Genomic DNA, 17831 nt, shown 5'->3' on the forward strand with positions numbered 1-17831 from the left:
GAGACAGGTATGAGTAAAATAAGAAATCCAATTTTATCAGGATTTTATTCAGATCCATCAATATGTGCAGTAGGAGAAGACTTTTATTTAGTTACATCTACATTTGCGTACTTCCCAGGAGTTCCAATATTCCATAGCAGGGATTTAGCTAACTGGGAACAGATAGGAAATATACTTAATAGAAAATCGCAGCTGGATTTAACAGGTATAGAGCATTCACAAGGAGTATATGCACCAACATTACGTTATTATGATGGAATATATTATTTAATAACAACCAATGTTCCTCATGGTGGTAATTTTATTGTTAAAGCAGAGAAATCAGAAGGACCATGGTCTGATCCCTATGTGTTAGAAGGAGCAGAAGGTATTGATCCAAGCTTATTTTTTGATGATGATGGAAGAGCATATTATGTTGGCACAAGACCAAATCAAAAAGGTGTACGTTACAATGGAGATTGGGAAATTTGGATTCAAGAATTGGATTTAAACAATCTATGTCTTGTAGGAGATAGCCATAAAATTTGGAAAGGTGCCATGAGAAATGTAATTTGGCCAGAAGGTCCTCATTTATATAAAAAGGATAATTATTATTATTTAATGATAGCAGAGGGAGGAACTGCATCAGAACATTGTATTACTATTGCCAGAAGTACTTCAATTTACGGAGAATACGAGGGAAATCCACGTAATCCAATTCTTACGCATAGACATTTAGGAATGAAATATCCAATAAAAAATGTTGGTCATGGAGATTTAGTAAAAACGCAAGATGATAAGTGGTTTATGGTAATGCTCGCAAGTAGAACATGTAATGGGTATTGCAATACTGGGAGAGAGACATTTTTGGCAAAGGTAATATGGGAAGAAGATTGGCCAGTAGTTAATCCTGGTTCAGGCGTTTTACAATTAGAACAGGAACATGAACTCGAAGAATATGAAATAGAGCCCAAAGAATGTTGTTATCATTTTTATGAAAAAACATTAGAAAATAATTGGATGTTTTTAAGAAATCCAAGTGAAAATTTATATTCTCTTACAGAGAGGGAAGGTTGTTTACGTTTATATTTAAATGAGCAGTCATTAAAAGATTTGGATAATCCAGCTTACATTGGAATTAGGCAAAAAGATTATTATTATGTTGTATCTACTATGATGGAATTTAAGCCTATGGCTGAAAGGGAAAGCGCAGGAGTAGCTATAGTACAAAATAATAAATATCATATTAGGTATGAATATATAAAGAAACATGGGAATGATGTATTACAAATCGTAGAGTGTAGTAATGGAGAAGATATTGTAATTCATGAAATTCAAATAAGTTCAAATAGATTGTATTTAAAATTAGTAAGTAAAGGACAAAATTTATCTTTTTATTATGGAATCGATGGAGCTGACCATAAGTTATTATATAAAAATTTGAATACCACAAATTTAAGTACGGAAGTGGCTGATGGATTTGTTGGATGTACTATTGGGATGTATGGAAGCGGCAATGGAGAAAAAACTAATAATTATGCGGATTTCTTTTGGTTTGAGTACAATCCTATAACAAAGTAAAGGCTAAATTGAGGAGGATTTAATATGTTAGAAGAAGTTAAGATACCAGCTTCAGGCAGGCCCTTTAAAAACAACGTAACATATTGTGTTGGCACTGGCAGAATGGGGCTCGCTCTTCAAAAGGAATATATTGACCATTTAAAAATAGTTAAGCAGTCCATAAATTTTAAGTATATCCGTGGTCATGGATTATTTTGCGATGATGTTGGAATATATCGTGAATGTGAAATGGATGGGAAGACATATCCGTTTTATAATTTTACCTATTTAGATAGAATAATAGATACTTATCTTGAAAATGGCATCAGGCCATTTTTAGAGCTTGGATTTATGCCAGAAAAGCTCAAAACTGGAGATAAGACTGTGTTTTATTGGAAAGGAAATGTGACTCCACCAATATCCCACGAAAGATGGGCAGAACTCATTACGACTACATTAAATCATCTAATAGAGAGATATGGCAGGGAAGAAGTAATTACATGGCCAGTTGAAGTATGGAATGAACCTAATGTCTCGTTTTGGGCAGGTACCATGGAAGAATATTTCATCCTTTATGATTATTCAGCAGAGGCCGTTAAAAAGGTTGATTCACGAATACAGGTTGGTGGACCAGCAATCTGTGGTGTCGAAACAGAAAAATGGCTTAGATCATTTTTTGAGCACTGCATTGAAAAGAATTCACCGCTAGACTTTATTACCCGTCATTGTTATACTGCCAATCAGCCAACTAAGCGAGGGCATTATATATATCATACTGTGAATAAACCATCACAAATGATTGATGAACTAAAAGAGACTAGAAGAATTATGGGGGATTATCCACGTATTTCTAATATGCCTCTTCATATAACGGAATTCAATAGCTCATATGTTCCAATTTGCCCAGTTCATGATACGGATTTTCATGCAGCATATATTGCTCGTATTCTAAGTGAAATAGGAGAGTATGCAGATTCTTATTCCTATTGGACATTCAGTGATGTATTCGAGGAGATGGATGTTCCTAAATCAGTGTTCCATGGAGGATTTGGGTTGATTTCAATGAATTCCATAAAGAAACCAACCTTTTATGCTTTTGAATTTTTCTCTAAGGCTGGGAAAGAGCTGCTTTACCGTGATGATAATTTGATTGTTACTAAAAATGAAGACAGATATGTAATTATTGGATGGAACTTCAATGACTTTCAGGATAGTAAAGAATCATCTGATGAGGCCTATGTTCTAAAATTACCTGCAACAGGGAAGCAGGCAGTTTTAGTTAAAAAGGAAGTGGGAGGAGTTCATGCAAATCCAATGCAGACTTGGAGCAATCTTGGAAAGCCTCGTAGTCTAAACAGAGAACAATTAAAGATAGTGCAGGCTTCAGCAGAACCGCTTCAAATGGATTATAAATTACTTGAAAAAGATGGTGTTTACAAAATAGAATTGAAAATTTCAATTAATCATCTGTGCATGCTGGAAATTATTCCTGTAAAGGATCAAACTGGTACTTATATTGGATATAAGAAGGAAGAATTTTATGGAATGGAATAAGAATTTTTTATATTAAGTAAAAATAAAGGAAAGGATACAGAATAAAACATGAAGAATATTGATGTGACAACTGTACCTAATGAATATAAAAAAGCAGTTAAAAAGGAGCTTCAAGGAACTATAACCGAGGTTTCATATGGTGTGAGAAATTATATTAATTTTTCACGCCAATTAGTGACGGATCAAAATATAAGTTCAGAGGAAGTTGGAAGAGAAACTGTTAAGGGAGAGATGATAACAAAGAAATGTAATGTTTACTTGCCAGCAGGTTATGACCCAGATGATAAAGATACGAAATATAATGTATTGTATCTACTCCATGGAGTAGGTGGAAATCGTTATGAATGGTTAAACAGCAACGGTAAGGTTGATGGAAATTTTATTATATGTAACATATTTGATAATCTTATTGCAAATGGTGATATATATAAAATGATTGTGGTATTTCCTGAGGGTAGAAGTACATGTGATTGGACAGACTGCTCATTTAATTCAGAAGGAATCAATATGCTTGGCTTCTATTATTTTGATTATGAGCTAAGATATGATTTGATACCTTTCATTGAAGCTAATTATAATGTGTATGCAAATATAAAAAATACGTCGCTAAAAGGAATCGCATATAATCGAATGCATAGGGCCATCGCTGGTCTTTCAATGGGTGGAATGCAGGCACTAAATTTGATTGTTGGTGGCTATAGGTGTGATTCAACGGTATATACAGGAACAAAGAGTGATTGGGATAATAAACTTGATAAGACTGTTTTAGCGCAAGGTATGAAAGATTTGTTTGCTTATATAGGTGCTTTTTCAAATGCGCCTACATCAAGTGATGGTAAAGTATTGGGTACTAATATAGCATCAAGTGAATACAGGTTACATTTACTTTACCTTACCTGTGGAGACGATGATAAAATAGCAGGTAAATATGGATATGAGAAAGCGGTTCAAAGTCTTGCAGATATTGCCAGGGATAATATTGATAATTATTATGAGATAATTATCAAAGGAGGTATCCATGATTTTAACGTATGGAATAACGGTGCATATAATTTTATTCATTTGTCTTTTGGAAAAAGGAAAAGAAATTTAAATTCATATATTGTTAGAAAAATAATTAATTTATATTAAATAATTATGTATATAGTTTGAATAAATTAGCGAAATTTATGATACATCATGCAATAACATTAATAATTATGCTCAATTAAAATTAATTACAGATATATTTCTGTTGACTCAGCCTAGCAGGATTAATAATAAGGAGGATAAGAATGTGAAGAAAAAAGAATTGTTAGAAAAAATAGCTCCATGTTCTTTAATGTGCCATACCTGTAGTGCTTATGAACATGGGATGATTTCTAGAGTAGCAAAACAATTATCAAAATATATGGAAGGTATCTATGAATTTTATGAAAAGCATTCTTCAAATGAGCTTGAAAGATTTAAAATCTTTCAAGAAGAGTTGGTAAAGTACAGTGCTGGTAAGTGCTCAGGATGTCGCAACAGAGAACATCATGGATGTAGTATAAAGGAATGCTTTATTCTTGATTGCACAAAAGAACATGATATTGATTATTGCGGTGAATGTGCTGAATTTCCCTGTGATAAAACACAGAAAATTTTTGAAGAAGAAGTATATCTGCAGTGGCTCCAAGGTAATCTAGAAATTAAAAATTTAGGAATAGAAGGTTTTTGGGAAAAGAATTGTGAAAAGCCACATTATAAGGTATATAAAAATAATAGGTAAAGCTACAATTATAATCTATTCATGATAAAAATTATTCCCATAAATGATGAAACTGATACTTATATTGGATATAAGAAGGAAGAATTTTATGGGATAGAGTAATATTTTTTGAAATCAGATGTTATAGAAATATCAATAAGATACCTGCAAGATATAAAATTTGTATCTTGCAGGTATCTTATTGTTATATAGATATAGTTATTATAAAGACAAAATTTTTATCTAAGTTTACATAATGCTTGAGGATACTTTTTGAACTAGATATTCTGAAAGCTCTTCCCACTCAGCATCACTAAATTTATGATATTGATCTTTAAGGACTTGAACTTTTTTGCAATTATAATAATCATTTATAGCAGTACGTATAGTTAAGTTATTATTCATTAAATATAATGGATTTAGCATATCTTTAAAAAATGCCTCATCTTGCATAATTAATATAGCAGGATTTAAATCATTAAATACTCCAAAGTTAATTCCCTTTTGGTAAAAAACAATTAACTCTTGCTTATATTTTTGAGAGGCAATTTTAATCTTTTTAATACAATATATGTCTACATTAGATTAATATATTGCCAGCATAATTCATTAAGTAAGTGTAGTATACTAATTGGTAAGAAAATTTTGATTGTATTTATATGTAAATTATAAGTATTAATTAGGAAGGAAGGTGTATAAAATGGATAAAGTAAAAATTGGAGTTATAGGTTGTGGAAATATAAGCTCAATATATTTTGAAAATTTAACGAAGGTTTTTGTGAACACCGAAGTATATGCATGCTCTAGTTTGAATGGGAAAAGTGCAAGAGCAGCTGCAGAAAAATATAGTATTCCTCATGTTTTAACAACTGAAGAATTGCTCGAGAATGTAGAAATTCAAATAGTACTAAATTTAACAGTGCCTAAGATGCACTTTGAAATATGTAAGAAGGCCCTACTTGCAGGAAAACATGTATATGTGGAAAAGCCCTTAGCCCTTACTCTAGAACAAGGAAAGGAACTTGTAGAGCTTGCAAAGGAAAAGCAACTTATGCTTTGCTGTGCTCCAGATACATTTTTGGGAGGAGGACTTCAGACTTGCAGAAAGCTTATAGATGATGGAATTATTGGCATTCCTGTAGCAGCCACAGCCTTTATGACTTGTCATGGACATGAAAGCTGGCATCCAGATCCAGAGTTCTATTACGAAGAAGGCGGTGGACCAATGTTTGATATGGGACCATATTATCTTACAGCTCTAGTATCATTGTTAGGAGAAGCAAAAACTGTTTGTGGAATGGCAAAAACCTCTTTTTCTAAAAGAACTATAACAAGTGATAAAAAGTTTGGTAAGGTGATGGATGTGAAAGTACCGACTCATGTGACAGGTACTATTGAATTCAGAAACGGTGCAATTGTTACAATGATAACAAGTTTTGATATATGGAGCAGTACGTTACCACGTATTGAAATCTACGGTACACTTGGAACTCTTATAGTTCCTGATCCTAATACATTTGGAGGTCCTGTACTGCTTAAACTAGCTCATGAAAATGAATTTAAAGAGTCTCTCTTACTCATATGTATATAGAAAATAGCAGAGGAATTGGAATTGCAGATATGGCAAACTGTATACAAACAGGTGAAAAAACAAGAGTAAGTGGGGAATTGGCTAATCACGTACTTGAGATTATGCATGCCTTTTATATTAGTTCTAGAACAAAACAGTATGTTGATTTATTAAGCAGGTGTAATAGGCCTAAGGAGCTTCCTGTTGCATTAATCAAGGGATATGTATAAGGAAATGCTGTATTGAATAATTGGGTATATAGTGTAAGATATAAATATGTGAATAATTTTGGTATTATGAATATAAGTTGACAAAAGAGGGAGAGTTTTAAATTATGTCAGTAAAATACGTAGATGATATGACAGAAGGGAATGAAGTTTCTCACATTATAAAATTTACTTTGCCGATGCTTGCTGGAAACGTATTCCAGCAGTTTTATAACTTAATTGATTCAATTGTTGTAGGAAAGTATGTAGGTGCTAATGCTTTAGCGGCAGTAGGAGCTTGTGGTTCCTTATGCTTTCTTTTTTTCTCTGTATGTTTAGGGTTATCCGTTGGAATAGGAATTCTTATTTCACAATATTTTGGTGCTAAGGAAGAAGAACAAGTAAAAAGAGCTATAGCTAATTCAACTTATGTAATTGGAATATCTGGAGTAATTATGAGTATACTGGGAGTTGTTTTGGCACGTCAGGTGTTACAGCTTTTGAATACACCACCAGAAATTTTAAATGATTCTGTAGCTTTTTTAAGAATAGCATCTGGAGGGATGATAGCTGTGGCTGCTTATAATGCTATAGCGGCTATGCTTAGGGCTCTGGGTGATTCAAGAACACCTTTAATTTTCTTAATTGTTTCCTGCGCAATTAATGTTGTTTTGGATTTGATTTTGGTTCTTAAATTTGGATTTGGTGTACCTGGGACAGCTTTTGCTACAGTTATTTCTCAGGCATGTGCTGCTGTTGGCTGCATAGTTTTTGCAGTACTTAAAAACCCATATTTTAAATTAAAAAGGGAACACTGGAAGGTAAATAAGTCAATGATTACTAAATGTATAAAGATTGGCGTCCCAGTTGCAATTCAGAATTCAGCTATTGCAGTATCTCTTGTGGCTCTGCAGAGCGTTGTAAATGGCTTTGGAGAGACAGCGGTTGCAGCTTTCACTGCTACAAGCAGAGTAGAGCAGCTCATACAACAGCCATTCAATTCTTTAGGTGCAGCAATGTCCACTTTTTCAGGGCAGAATATGGGTGCTGATAAATTGGATAGAGTTAAAAAGGGATATCATAAAAGCATTTTAATAGTAGCTGGATTCAGTATTTTGGCACTCTTAGCAGCTCAGCTTGGAGGACGGGCTATCATGGAAGTGTTTGTTAATGATGAAGCTGTAATAACTCTTGGAGCTAGTGCAATAAAGATTACCAGCTGTGCATATTTCCCTCTTGGAATGATTTATATTACAAGAGGATTGCTAAATGGCACTGGTGATGCATTTTATGCTATGATTAATGGTTTTGTGGAAGTAGCAGGAAGAGTTGGATTTTCAGGAGCCCTGTCAATAATTCCTTTTTTGGGAGTTTGGAGCGTATGGACAACCAGTGGATTGACTTGGACTATAACAGCTATAGCAAGTGTCATTCGTTATAAGCAAGGAAAATGGAAGAAGAAATCACTAGTTAAGGTTGCTGTTTAAAGCTATATATAACAAAAATAAATTCTAGAGACTATATATAGTCTCCAGAATGGAACTCACGAATATTTCAAGTTTGGATTTTTCGTGGGTTGTTTTAGTTTATCTGAGTTAGGTATAGCACTTATAATGAGTCACTAATTTTTATGAGAGAGTATAAAAAGTCAACATTTGAATTCCTGTTCCAGTATAGGATATCATCCGTCCAAGTAATAACAATATAAGAGTTGTATTAGTAATTTTCTTTTCTCTTTTCATGAGTATGTACCTCCAGTCTTAGAGTTTATGAAAGCGGCCCAGATTGGGTCGCTTATATAGTTGTACTTTTTTATTCCTACTGAAACAGAAAATTTTATCTTCAGGCTATAAGATTTCTATATAACCTTCAGTTCCATTTATTCTAATTTTTTGACCATCTTTGATAAGTTTTGTAGCGTCATCTACGCCTGCCACTGCTGGAAGACCATATTCTCTAGCAACAACAGCACCATGAGTCATCATTCCACCTACTTCTGTTACCAAACCTTTAACAAGAACAAAGATTGGTGTCCAGCTTGGATCGGTGAATTTTGTAATTAAAATATTGCCTTCTTCTATTTTTGCTTCATTCATATTTAAAATAACTCTAGCTCGCCCTTCAACAATACCAGAAGAAACAGGAGTTCCAGCTATTGCTCCTTTTGGCATATTACCTGTATCGTATTCGCCTGAAATTATTTCTCCATCAGAAGTCATTATACGAGGTGGTGTTAATTTCTTATAAATTTCATATTCTTCTTTTCTCTTAGTTATGATGCCGTAGTCAACATGTTTTGTTTTAACTGCTTCTTTAAGTTCATCAAAGGTTAGATAATATATATCATCTATGTCTTTGATTACATCATCTTGTTTTAAGGTTTCGGCTTCTTTGAGTAATGCCTGTTTTACAATCCAGAAATAACAGATTAAAAGATATTTATTGTACTCTCTATAGCCAGCAAAATTACGTAAAACACTTATGACTTTCTTTGTCTTTTTTAACTTCCTATTACCACCAGGCAGCTGCTTCAAGCGACTTAATATTTCAGATTCTTTTTGTTTAGCTTCAAGAAGTCCTTGTTCAAATTTAGCACTGTAGGCATTAGGTTCAAAATTCTTTATATTGCTTAGTATTAGTGGAACAAGAAGCATTGGGTCTTCGTTCCATCTTGTTCTGGTAATATCAATTTCTCCAGAGCAGCGCATACCATATTTTTTAAGATAACTGTGAATAGAGTCGCTGACAATATTACCTCCATCTATTTTACTTAAATCTTCAAAGAAAGTTTCTCTTTTTGCATTCTCAAGATATTTAATTACAGCTGGATACTGTCTTATTACATCAGCTACATCAAGGAGCTCTAATCCCATTTCGGAAGTAACGTTGTTTGATACTGATTGAGCGAGGGTATCTGCTACACTTTTTTCACCAAGCCATTTCTTCATATTTTTGTTTATCCAGTTAGAGGCATAAGAGCCTGCAAAATAAGCTCCATAGACTTTAAACATAGCAGCCCTTATATCCTTCATGTCCTTTACAATGAAATCAAAGAGCTCCTCTCCAGAAATAGAAGAAAATATTTGTTCTTTATTCCTAAGCAGTGCTTGATTTTCAGCTACAGATTTTTCAACAAAAGATGGATCATTTCTGAGATATTCTTTTATCATTTGAATTCCGAAAGATAGGATACCTCCTTCTACATTCAAAGATGTCTTTCCTTTAGGAAGCGATTTAAGGTATTCTTTTCGTTTTTGAAGATTTATAAGTGCACTCTTCATCAAAACATCTACCTTGTCTAAACCACTGATAAAAAGATTTCTTGCTATTGGTGAAGCAAGATCATGGGATATATCCATATACAATCTTCCGCCTATCACGGGCATATTTGTTTGTATTCCAAATTGCTTAAAGAATATTTGGAAGAAACTTAAACCTAATGGTCTCATGGCTTCTGTCATCATTTGTCTATGAGCAAAGGATAAATAAACATGGTTTTTATTATCATTAACTTGTGGTGTAGGATATAAAGTAGTAATTGGACGACTTTGAACAACATAGAATTTATCATCATAAAGGCACCACTCAATATCCTGTGGACGACCAAAATAAGACTCAATCTTTCTACCCATCTGCTCAAGCTGCAAAATTTGATCATCTGTCAGTGTCTGAATATTTTGACGCTCGCCTTCAATCTCTCTTTCTTCAGTACCGCCTTCTTTTAATGCATAAATTGCAAGTTTTTTAGCAGATACTTTTTTATCAATAATTTTATTTTCCTGCACTTTATAAATATCAGAATTCACGAGTCCTGAAACCAAAGCTTCACCAAGCCCAAAGCTGGCATCAATAGATACAATCTTTCTATTAGATGTAATAGGATCAGCTGTAAACATAATTCCTGCAGCTTGAGGAAACACCATTTTTTGAATAACTACAGATAACTGAACCTTGCTATGGTCAAAGTCATTTTGCATACGGTAGATTACGGCTCTATCTGTAAACAGTGATGCCCAACACTTACTAATATGTTTAAGAATAGAAGGCTTTCTCATAATGTTTAAATAAGTATCCTGCTGTCCTGCAAATGAGGCAGTTGGTAAATCCTCTGCTGTAGCACTAGAACGTACAGCATAAGCATTTCTTTCGCCAAGTTTTGAAAGGTGAAAGGTTATTTCATCATCAATGTCCTTTGGAATTGTCATATCTTCAATGACCTTACGAATCTTTTCGCTTATTTCACTGATTTTTTCTATATCACTAGCATTTAAAAGGGATAATTCATTTAGTAATGAATTAAATTCACTACTATTGCCAATTATTTTTTTATAGGCTTCAGTAGTAACACAAAAACCTTCTGGTACAATTATTCCATCAATTCTAGATAACTCACCAAGGTTAGAGCCTTTACCTCCAACAATTGCTAGCTTTGTTTTATCAATATCTTGAAAACCAAGTACATATGGATTCATAGTTATTTTCCTCCTTAATTCAATGAATAAAGCAATTGGATAATTTTATTATTAGTTCCTATTTATTTTTGATTCCTTCTTTGATTATATTAATGGCATCGATAACCTTTTTTAAATACTCATTTTCATCAAAGCCACTTTTAAAATATTCCTCTAAGGTATATGAGAAAAGCATATCCAAAACTATATCAGTATTAACTTCCTGCCTTATAAGCCCGCATTCCTTATTATGTTTTAGTTGTTTTCTATACTTTTCAATGGAAGCAGTACGAAATTTAGCAATAAATTCAGAGTTATCCATTTGCATGAGCATGCCTATCTTGGTGTATTCAGGTTTAGCTTTACCTAATTCAAGTGACTCTTTAGTTTTTTGTATAAAAGTTTCAAAAAACTCATCATCTGGATTTGAAACTCTTTCAGGGATAAGCTTTTTCTTTTGATTTGAAATTTCTTCTATCATATATAAGTAGAGGTCTTCTTTATCATTAAAGTATTGATAAAAACTTCCACGTGGTATTCCTGCTGTTTTAATAATCTGATTAATAGATGCATCACTGAAAGAACAAGTAGAAAATTCTTGTACAGCTGCATCAAAAATTCTTTGCTTTTTATCTTCATTCAAATTTTTGAAAGTATCTTTAGGCATAAAATCATCTCCTCTTGAGGACATCATAGCATAAATTTTTCTGCATGACAAGTATGTCATATGACAAAGTTGTCATGCAGAAAAATATCAAACAGAGAAATAAGAATTATAGGGCGTAACTTAACTAGTGGTACCAGTTAAAGTTATTAGAACTATTTATAAAATATAATTTTTAGTAGTATTTAATTGTTGATTTGATTCATACAAGAAATCAATTATTAAAAAAATACTATGAAGATAGATAACCATATATTGACACTATTTACTATAGATGCTATAATAGGTTTAACGTAAAACTGAAAACGTTATTAAGACTAAAATGACTAAAAATGTACAAGCTTTGGATTCTTAAATATTATTCTATTATAAAACGCTAAGTTTAACGTTAAACTTTAAAAGTGTTTATCAAAAAATAGGAAGGGGAAAAGTTATGAAAAAAATTAAACGAATCTTAGGCATGGTGTTAATTGCATCATTAGCAGCCACATTGATTACAGGGTGTGGTTCAAAGTCTCAAGGTACAAGCGGCACTGCAAAATCAGATGGGAAGATTCAATTAAAAATGGGTCTTTGGCCAGAAGATACTTTGAAAGATGAGATTGAATTACACAAAGGGTATAAAACAAAATTAGAAGCAAAAGATCCTAATGTTGAAGTTGTTCCTGATTATTATAAGTATTCTACAGAAACATTTGTACCTATGGCTGAGGCGGGAAATTTACCAACTGTATTTGAAACCTGGTATACTGAGCCTCAAAAACTTATTAAAGGAGGATATGTTGCTGATATTACGGATATATTGAAGAAACGTGGATGGGACACTGCAATTAACCCACAAATTAAGAAACTTCTATCAGATAGCAATGGAAGAATATATGGCATTCCACGTGATGGATATGCATTAGGTGTCATGGCAAATGTTGAATTATTTAAGGAAGCTGGACTAGTTGATAGTAGTGGATATCCTATTATTCCTAAGACCTGGGATGAATTAGCAAAAACCGCACAAACAATTAAGCAGAAAACAGGTAAAGCAGGATTTTGCCTTTTAGCTAAGGATGCAGCAGGTGGATGGCATTTTTCAAATATAGCATGGGCATTTGGAGCTACATTATGTACAGTGGATTCAAATGGAAAATATAAATCAAACGTTGATAGTAAAGAAGCTATAGAGGCAATGAATTTTGTAAAAGATTTAAAGTGGAAGTATGATTGCCTTACAGCAGATCCTACAAATGAAGATTGGGGTACAGGTTTTTCAGAATTAGGTACAGGAGCCGCTGGCATGTATATTGCAGCAAATGATGCAGTTAACCAACCTACTGAAAATAATGGTCTTCCTGCAAAAGATTTAGCAATGTTTGCAATACCAGCAGGACCAAATGGTGCTCAATTTTCATTGTCTGGTGGTACACCTTATATGTTCGCAAAAAATGCAACAGAGGATGAAATTAATGCTGCTTTAGATTACATTGAAATTATGGGAAAGGCGCCTACTGCAACAGAAGATTCTATTGCAGGTATGGAAGCTGATGCAAAAAATAAAGTTAATAGTGGAGTTCCTGTTATTCAAAGATTCCCATGCTGGGTTAATAAAGACGTAATGGATGCACAAGATAAGGTTATTAAAGATAATAGCAATGTTGATGAAAAAATGTATAGCTCATACTTTGATGCCATTAGTAAAGATGGAAATCTTAGAATGGAAGAGCCAGGATCAGCGCAAGATTTATATTCTGAATTAACAAAAGTAATTCAAGCAGTAATCACTGATAAAAATGCAGATGTTCCAACATTAATGAAAACAGCTAATGAAAATTATCAAAAGATTTTAGATGAAAAAGTTAATAAATAATATTATTTTAATTGCACAATACACAATATTTTAACTAATTAATGTCTATTTAATTCATCAGGAGGGTATTCTTTATAAGATTACCCTTTTGAATTAAAGATCTCTAAGGAGGTGAAAAAAGTGGAAGAATTGATACCAAAGTTATTAGAGCCTGATAAGAAACCTCAAACTAAGGTTAAACATAAATTTTTTAAGAAAAATGATTTGATGGGCTGGATTATAATGCTTCCAACACTTGTTTTATTTGCATTTTTTGTATGGGATCCGTTACTAGAAAACATTAGACTTTCGCTATATAAAGCAGATGGTATTAGGCTTGTTAAATTTGTGGGCTTAGATAATTATTTTAGCATATTATCACATCCAGATTTTTGGGCTGCATTTAAAAATACTTTTTCATATATTGGCTGGTCACTAATTATAGGCTTTATAGCACCTATAATTTCAGCTATTCTCATAAGTGAAACGGTTCATTTTAAAGGCTTATTCAGAGTTGGAATTTATTTTCCTAATATTATGCCAGGACTTGCAACAGTAATTATGTGGGGATTTTTCTTTAAACCTGGACAAACAGGTACATTAAATATTTTATTAGAAAAGATAGGCGTCAATCCTCAGCTATGGTTAACCAATCCAAAGTTAACAATTCCTCTTATTGTAGTGAGTATGACTTGGAAGAGTGCAGGTGCTACAGCTTTAATTTATATGGCAGGTATAAGCAGTATTAATCCAGAATTATATGAAGCTGCAACAATAGATGGAACAACAGTATTACAGAGAATAAGACATATTACTCTTCCTAAAATATTTTCACTTGCAAAAACAATGCTTATTCTTCAAATAATATCAGTTTTCCAAATTCTTTATGAGCCAATGGTTATGACAAACGGTGGTCCAAACAATGCAAGCATTTCAATTATGCAATTAGTATATAATTTCGCATTTAGAGATTATAATTTTCCAGCAGCAGCAGCGTTATCAGTTGTTGTATGCATAGTGCTTATAGCACTAAGTGGACTATATTTTAAGCTAACAGCAAGCAAAAAATAGTGGAAGGGAGATAATATAATGTTTTTTAGTAAGTATAAAGAAAAACAAGATGGAGCAATTCGTTATTATGATGTTAAATCTAGTAAAACAAAAATACTTTGTGTGATCATTTTTATACTATGTCTATTAATGGTCGCAGTATGTCTATTCCCTTCCATATGGGTATTCTTAGCGAGTTTTAAGGATATTAAGGAATTTAGAATAGATGCTACTATACTTCCAAAACTTTTTGATATAAAGCAATATGTTGATACATGGGAAAAATTAAATTTTGTTAATTATTATGTGAATTCTGCAATAGTGGTAGTTGGTAGTGTTATATGTTCTGTAATATTTAATGGGCTTTTAGCTTATGTACTAGCAATAATAAAGCCAAGAGGGCACAAGATAGTACTAGGACTGGTAATGTGGAGTCTGTTAATTCCAGCAACATCAAGCATTGTGGCATTGTTTGTAAATATAAACAAAATAGGATTAAATGATTCTTTTATACCATTATGGTTTGTATTTGGTGCAAATGCATTTTATGTGGTTTTATTTAAAAACTTCTTTGAAGGTTTACCAAATGAATTAATAGAAGCGGCTAAGTTAGATGGATGTGGGTTGTTTAAGATATTTTTTAAAATCATATTGCCACTTTCAAAGCCAATAGTTATGGTAGTTGTGATTTTTACAATTACAGCAGCATGGTCTGATTTCTTGTTGCCATATTTAGTACTTAATGGTACTGAAAAGGAAACTGTTATGGTTAAATTATTTGCATATCATAATTCAAATAAGGTTAATGATATAGACATGCTAAGGGCAGTAGCATTCTCAATTATTCCACCAATTATTTTATTTACAATATTCCAAAAACAAATTACAGATGGTGCCACAGCAGGTGCAGTAAAGGAGTAAGACATGACAAAGATTGCAGATAAATATTATATTACAGACCCGTGGAAAATAATAGAAGAAGGATTTAATAAAGATTATTCAGAGGTATCAGAATCTATATATTCTCTTGGCAATGAATATATGGGTATAAGAGGATATTTTGAAGAAGGATACAGTGGAGAAAGCCTCCTTGGAAGTTATTTTAATGGTGTATATGAAGAACAAGCGGTAGTTGGTCCTTCATATAAAGGAATAATAAAGAAGACTGAATTTATGGTGAATTCAGTAGATTGGCTATATACTCGTATAATTATTGATGGCGAGCAGCTTAATATAAATAAATGTATTATTAAAGATTTTAGAAGAGAACTTGATTTAAAGACAGGTATTTTAAACCGCTCATTTATATGGAAATTAAATAGTGGGAAGGAATTGAAATTAGAATTTGAACGTTTCTTATCAATGGAAGAGGTTCATTTAGCAGGGCAAAGAATAAGTATTACACCAATTAATTTTAACGGTGATATTGAAATTATTTCAGGGCTAGATTTTACAAATATTCATTATATGGCAGGTGAAAACTTGTGGAAATGCAGTAATTCTGATAGTGGAAAAGGTTATTTAAGCATATTAGGAACTACAATAAATACAAATCAAAATGTATTTTCTTCTTGTAAATTTGATTGTATATATAAAAATGAAGAAGATATTATTGAAGAAAAAAGAGTATTGAAGAAATTCACAATAAATCTTATTAAAGGTGAAAAATCTATTTTTACTAAAGTTATTAACAATATAGTTAATAAGAATAAAAAGTATATGGTATTTAATGAGTTAAAAACTAAGTGTGAAGAAGAGAAGAAAAATATTACAGCACTTGTTTATGATGATATTAAAAGTAAAAGTATAGCTTGGTGGGATAGAATATGGGCAGAGTCAGATATTGTAATTGATGGTGATGAACTAAATGAGCAAGGTATAAGATTTTGTATATTTCAAATGCATCAAACTTATCAGGGGGCTGAGCCGGGGGATATAATAGGCGCAAAAGGGTTGACTGGAGAAGCATACAGTGGTAATTCTTTTTGGGATACAGAGGCATACTGCCTGCAATTTTATATTTTTAGCAACGTTGAAGCGGCTAAACATTTATTAAAGTTCAGACTTATTACATTACCAGAGGCACAAGAAAGAGCAAAACAATTAGATTGTGAAGGTGCATTTTTTCCGATAGCAACCATTAGTGGAAGGGAATGCTGTAGTTTATGGCAGCATGCTAGTTTACAACTTCAGGCATCAACAGCAGTTGCATATGCAATATGGCATTATGAGAATATAACCGGAGATGAAGAATTTGTATTTAAAACAGGAATTCCATTATTAATAGAAATAAGCAGGATGCTTGCAACAAGAGGAGACTGGAATAGTGATAAATCTAAGTATGGTTATTATGGCGTAATGGGACCTGATGAATTTCAAATGATGGTCAATAATAATTGCTATACAAATTATATGGGGAAAGTTACACTCGAATATACTCTAGATGTATTAAAGAGATTAAAGAACAAGAATAGAAGTCTCTATGATGCTATAGTTAAGGAGTTTAATATAAAACAGGAAGAAATGGCAAATTGGAATATAATTGCTGAAAAAATGTGCATTCCTTATAATGAAGAAACTAAACTTTTTGAGCAGCATGAGGGATATTTTAATTTACCACATATTGATGTTCATAATATTCCAGTTGAGGATTTTCCATTATATAATCATTGGACATACGATAGGATTTATCGTAATGATATGATCAAGCAGCCTGATGTGTTAATGCTAATGTTCTTATATAATAACAGATTTACAGAGGAACAGATAAAAGCTAATTATGAATATTATGAACCTAGATGTATTCATGAAAGTTCCCTTTCACCATCAGTACATTCAATACTAGCAGCACAGCTAAAAAAGCATGCAGAAGCCTATGATTTCTTTGGCTTTGCAACAAGAATGGATTTGGATAATTACAATCGCAATACACGTGAAGGCTTACATACAACTTCAATAGCTGGAGCCTGGATGAATATTTTATATGGTTTTGGTGGTATGCGTTCAGATAAAGAGCTTTTAAGTTTCAATCCATCAATTCCTAAAGCCTGGAAAGGATATTCCTTTAGATTAGGTTATCACAATGATGTAATTGTAGTAGAAGTAAGCAAGGAAAATGTAAGTTTTTATACATTAAACGGCACAAAGCTTCAGATTGAAGTATATGGGAAATTGGTAACTTTAAGCGATGAAAGAACATCTATAAATATTCCCATTGAATGGAGAGGGTAG

The 17831-nt window shown here is 32.6% G+C and carries 14 protein-coding genes; 11 read left to right on the forward strand and 3 right to left on the reverse strand.

Translation table 11 applies throughout. The features are described from left to right. The first annotated feature begins 9 nt into the window (after nt 1-9). The 4 genes from CDLVIII_RS09920 to CDLVIII_RS09935 all read left to right on the forward strand — a co-directional run bounded on the left by CDLVIII_RS09920 (nt 10) and on the right by CDLVIII_RS09935 (nt 4843). The gene (locus tag CDLVIII_RS09920) at nt 10-1560 is read left to right on the forward strand and encodes a glycoside hydrolase family 43 protein (protein ID WP_009169318.1); all 1551 of its coding nucleotides are present in this window, start codon (nt 10-12) and stop codon (nt 1558-1560) included. Nucleotides 1561-1584: 24 nt separating this feature from the next. Further along, nucleotides 1585-3093 carry a glycosyl hydrolase gene (locus CDLVIII_RS09925; protein WP_009169319.1) on the forward strand — a complete coding sequence of 503 codons (1509 nt, stop codon included), beginning with the start codon at nt 1585-1587 and terminating at the stop codon, nt 3091-3093. 48 nt (nt 3094-3141) lie between these two features. Next, nucleotides 3142-4224, forward strand: coding sequence for an alpha/beta hydrolase-fold protein (locus CDLVIII_RS09930; RefSeq protein WP_009169320.1), 1083 nt, complete (start codon nt 3142-3144; stop codon nt 4222-4224). A 145-nt stretch (nt 4225-4369) separates the two neighbouring features. Then, entirely contained in the window at nt 4370-4843 is a 474-nt protein-coding gene (locus CDLVIII_RS09935; RefSeq protein WP_009169321.1) for a DUF3795 domain-containing protein, read from the forward strand. 228 nt (nt 4844-5071) lie between these two features. Here the strand turns inward: CDLVIII_RS09935 and CDLVIII_RS31180 are convergent, their stop codons facing one another. Further along, the gene (locus CDLVIII_RS31180; protein ID WP_009169322.1) at nt 5072-5275 is read right to left on the reverse strand and encodes a hypothetical protein; all 204 of its coding nucleotides are present in this window, start codon (nt 5273-5275) and stop codon (nt 5072-5074) included. Nucleotides 5276-5522: 247 nt separating this feature from the next. Between CDLVIII_RS31180 and CDLVIII_RS09945 the strand changes: the two genes are divergently transcribed. The 3 genes from CDLVIII_RS09945 (at nt 5523) to CDLVIII_RS09950 (ending at nt 8085) form a co-directional block, all read left to right on the forward strand. Beyond that, entirely contained in the window at nt 5523-6413 is an 891-nt protein-coding gene (locus CDLVIII_RS09945) for a Gfo/Idh/MocA family oxidoreductase (protein ID WP_242835871.1), read from the forward strand. Beyond that, a complete protein-coding gene (locus CDLVIII_RS31910) occupies nt 6404-6622 on the forward strand; it encodes a hypothetical protein (RefSeq protein WP_242835873.1) in 219 nt (72 codons plus the stop codon). The genes CDLVIII_RS09945 and CDLVIII_RS31910 overlap by 10 nt, the downstream gene beginning before the upstream one ends. Nucleotides 6623-6726: 104 nt before the next feature. Then, nucleotides 6727-8085: an MATE family efflux transporter gene (locus tag CDLVIII_RS09950; protein ID WP_009169324.1), complete on the forward strand. Its 1359-nt coding sequence runs from the start codon at nt 6727-6729 to the stop codon at nt 8083-8085. 360 nt (nt 8086-8445) lie between these two features. Here CDLVIII_RS09950 and ppsA read toward each other — a convergent pair whose 3' ends face one another. Further along, nucleotides 8446-11070, reverse strand: coding sequence for a phosphoenolpyruvate synthase (ppsA, locus tag CDLVIII_RS09955; protein ID WP_009169325.1), 2625 nt, complete (start codon nt 11068-11070; stop codon nt 8446-8448). Between the two features lie 58 nt (nt 11071-11128). After that, complete coding sequence (locus CDLVIII_RS09960; RefSeq protein ID WP_009169326.1) at nt 11129-11716, reverse strand: TetR/AcrR family transcriptional regulator; 588 nt, start codon at nt 11714-11716, stop codon at nt 11129-11131. A 430-nt stretch (nt 11717-12146) separates the two neighbouring features. Here CDLVIII_RS09960 and CDLVIII_RS09965 point away from each other — a divergent pair, with 430 nt between their 5' ends. From CDLVIII_RS09965 to CDLVIII_RS09980, 4 genes are all read left to right on the forward strand, one after another. Then, the gene (locus CDLVIII_RS09965; protein WP_009169327.1) at nt 12147-13571 is read left to right on the forward strand and encodes an extracellular solute-binding protein; all 1425 of its coding nucleotides are present in this window, start codon (nt 12147-12149) and stop codon (nt 13569-13571) included. Nucleotides 13572-13691: 120 nt separating this feature from the next. Continuing rightward, nucleotides 13692-14621: a sugar ABC transporter permease gene (locus tag CDLVIII_RS09970; protein ID WP_009169328.1), complete on the forward strand. Its 930-nt coding sequence runs from the start codon at nt 13692-13694 to the stop codon at nt 14619-14621. A gap of 18 nt (nt 14622-14639) precedes the next feature. Further along, nucleotides 14640-15521, forward strand: a complete 882-nt coding sequence (locus CDLVIII_RS09975) for a carbohydrate ABC transporter permease (RefSeq protein WP_009169329.1) — start codon at nt 14640-14642, stop codon at nt 15519-15521. A gap of 3 nt (nt 15522-15524) precedes the next feature. After that, nucleotides 15525-17831, forward strand: a complete 2307-nt coding sequence (locus CDLVIII_RS09980) for a glycosyl hydrolase family 65 protein (protein ID WP_009169330.1) — start codon at nt 15525-15527, stop codon at nt 17829-17831.

It is taken from the genome of Clostridium sp. DL-VIII (genome assembly GCF_000230835.1).
GTDB lineage: Bacteria > Bacillota > Clostridia > Clostridiales > Clostridiaceae > Clostridium.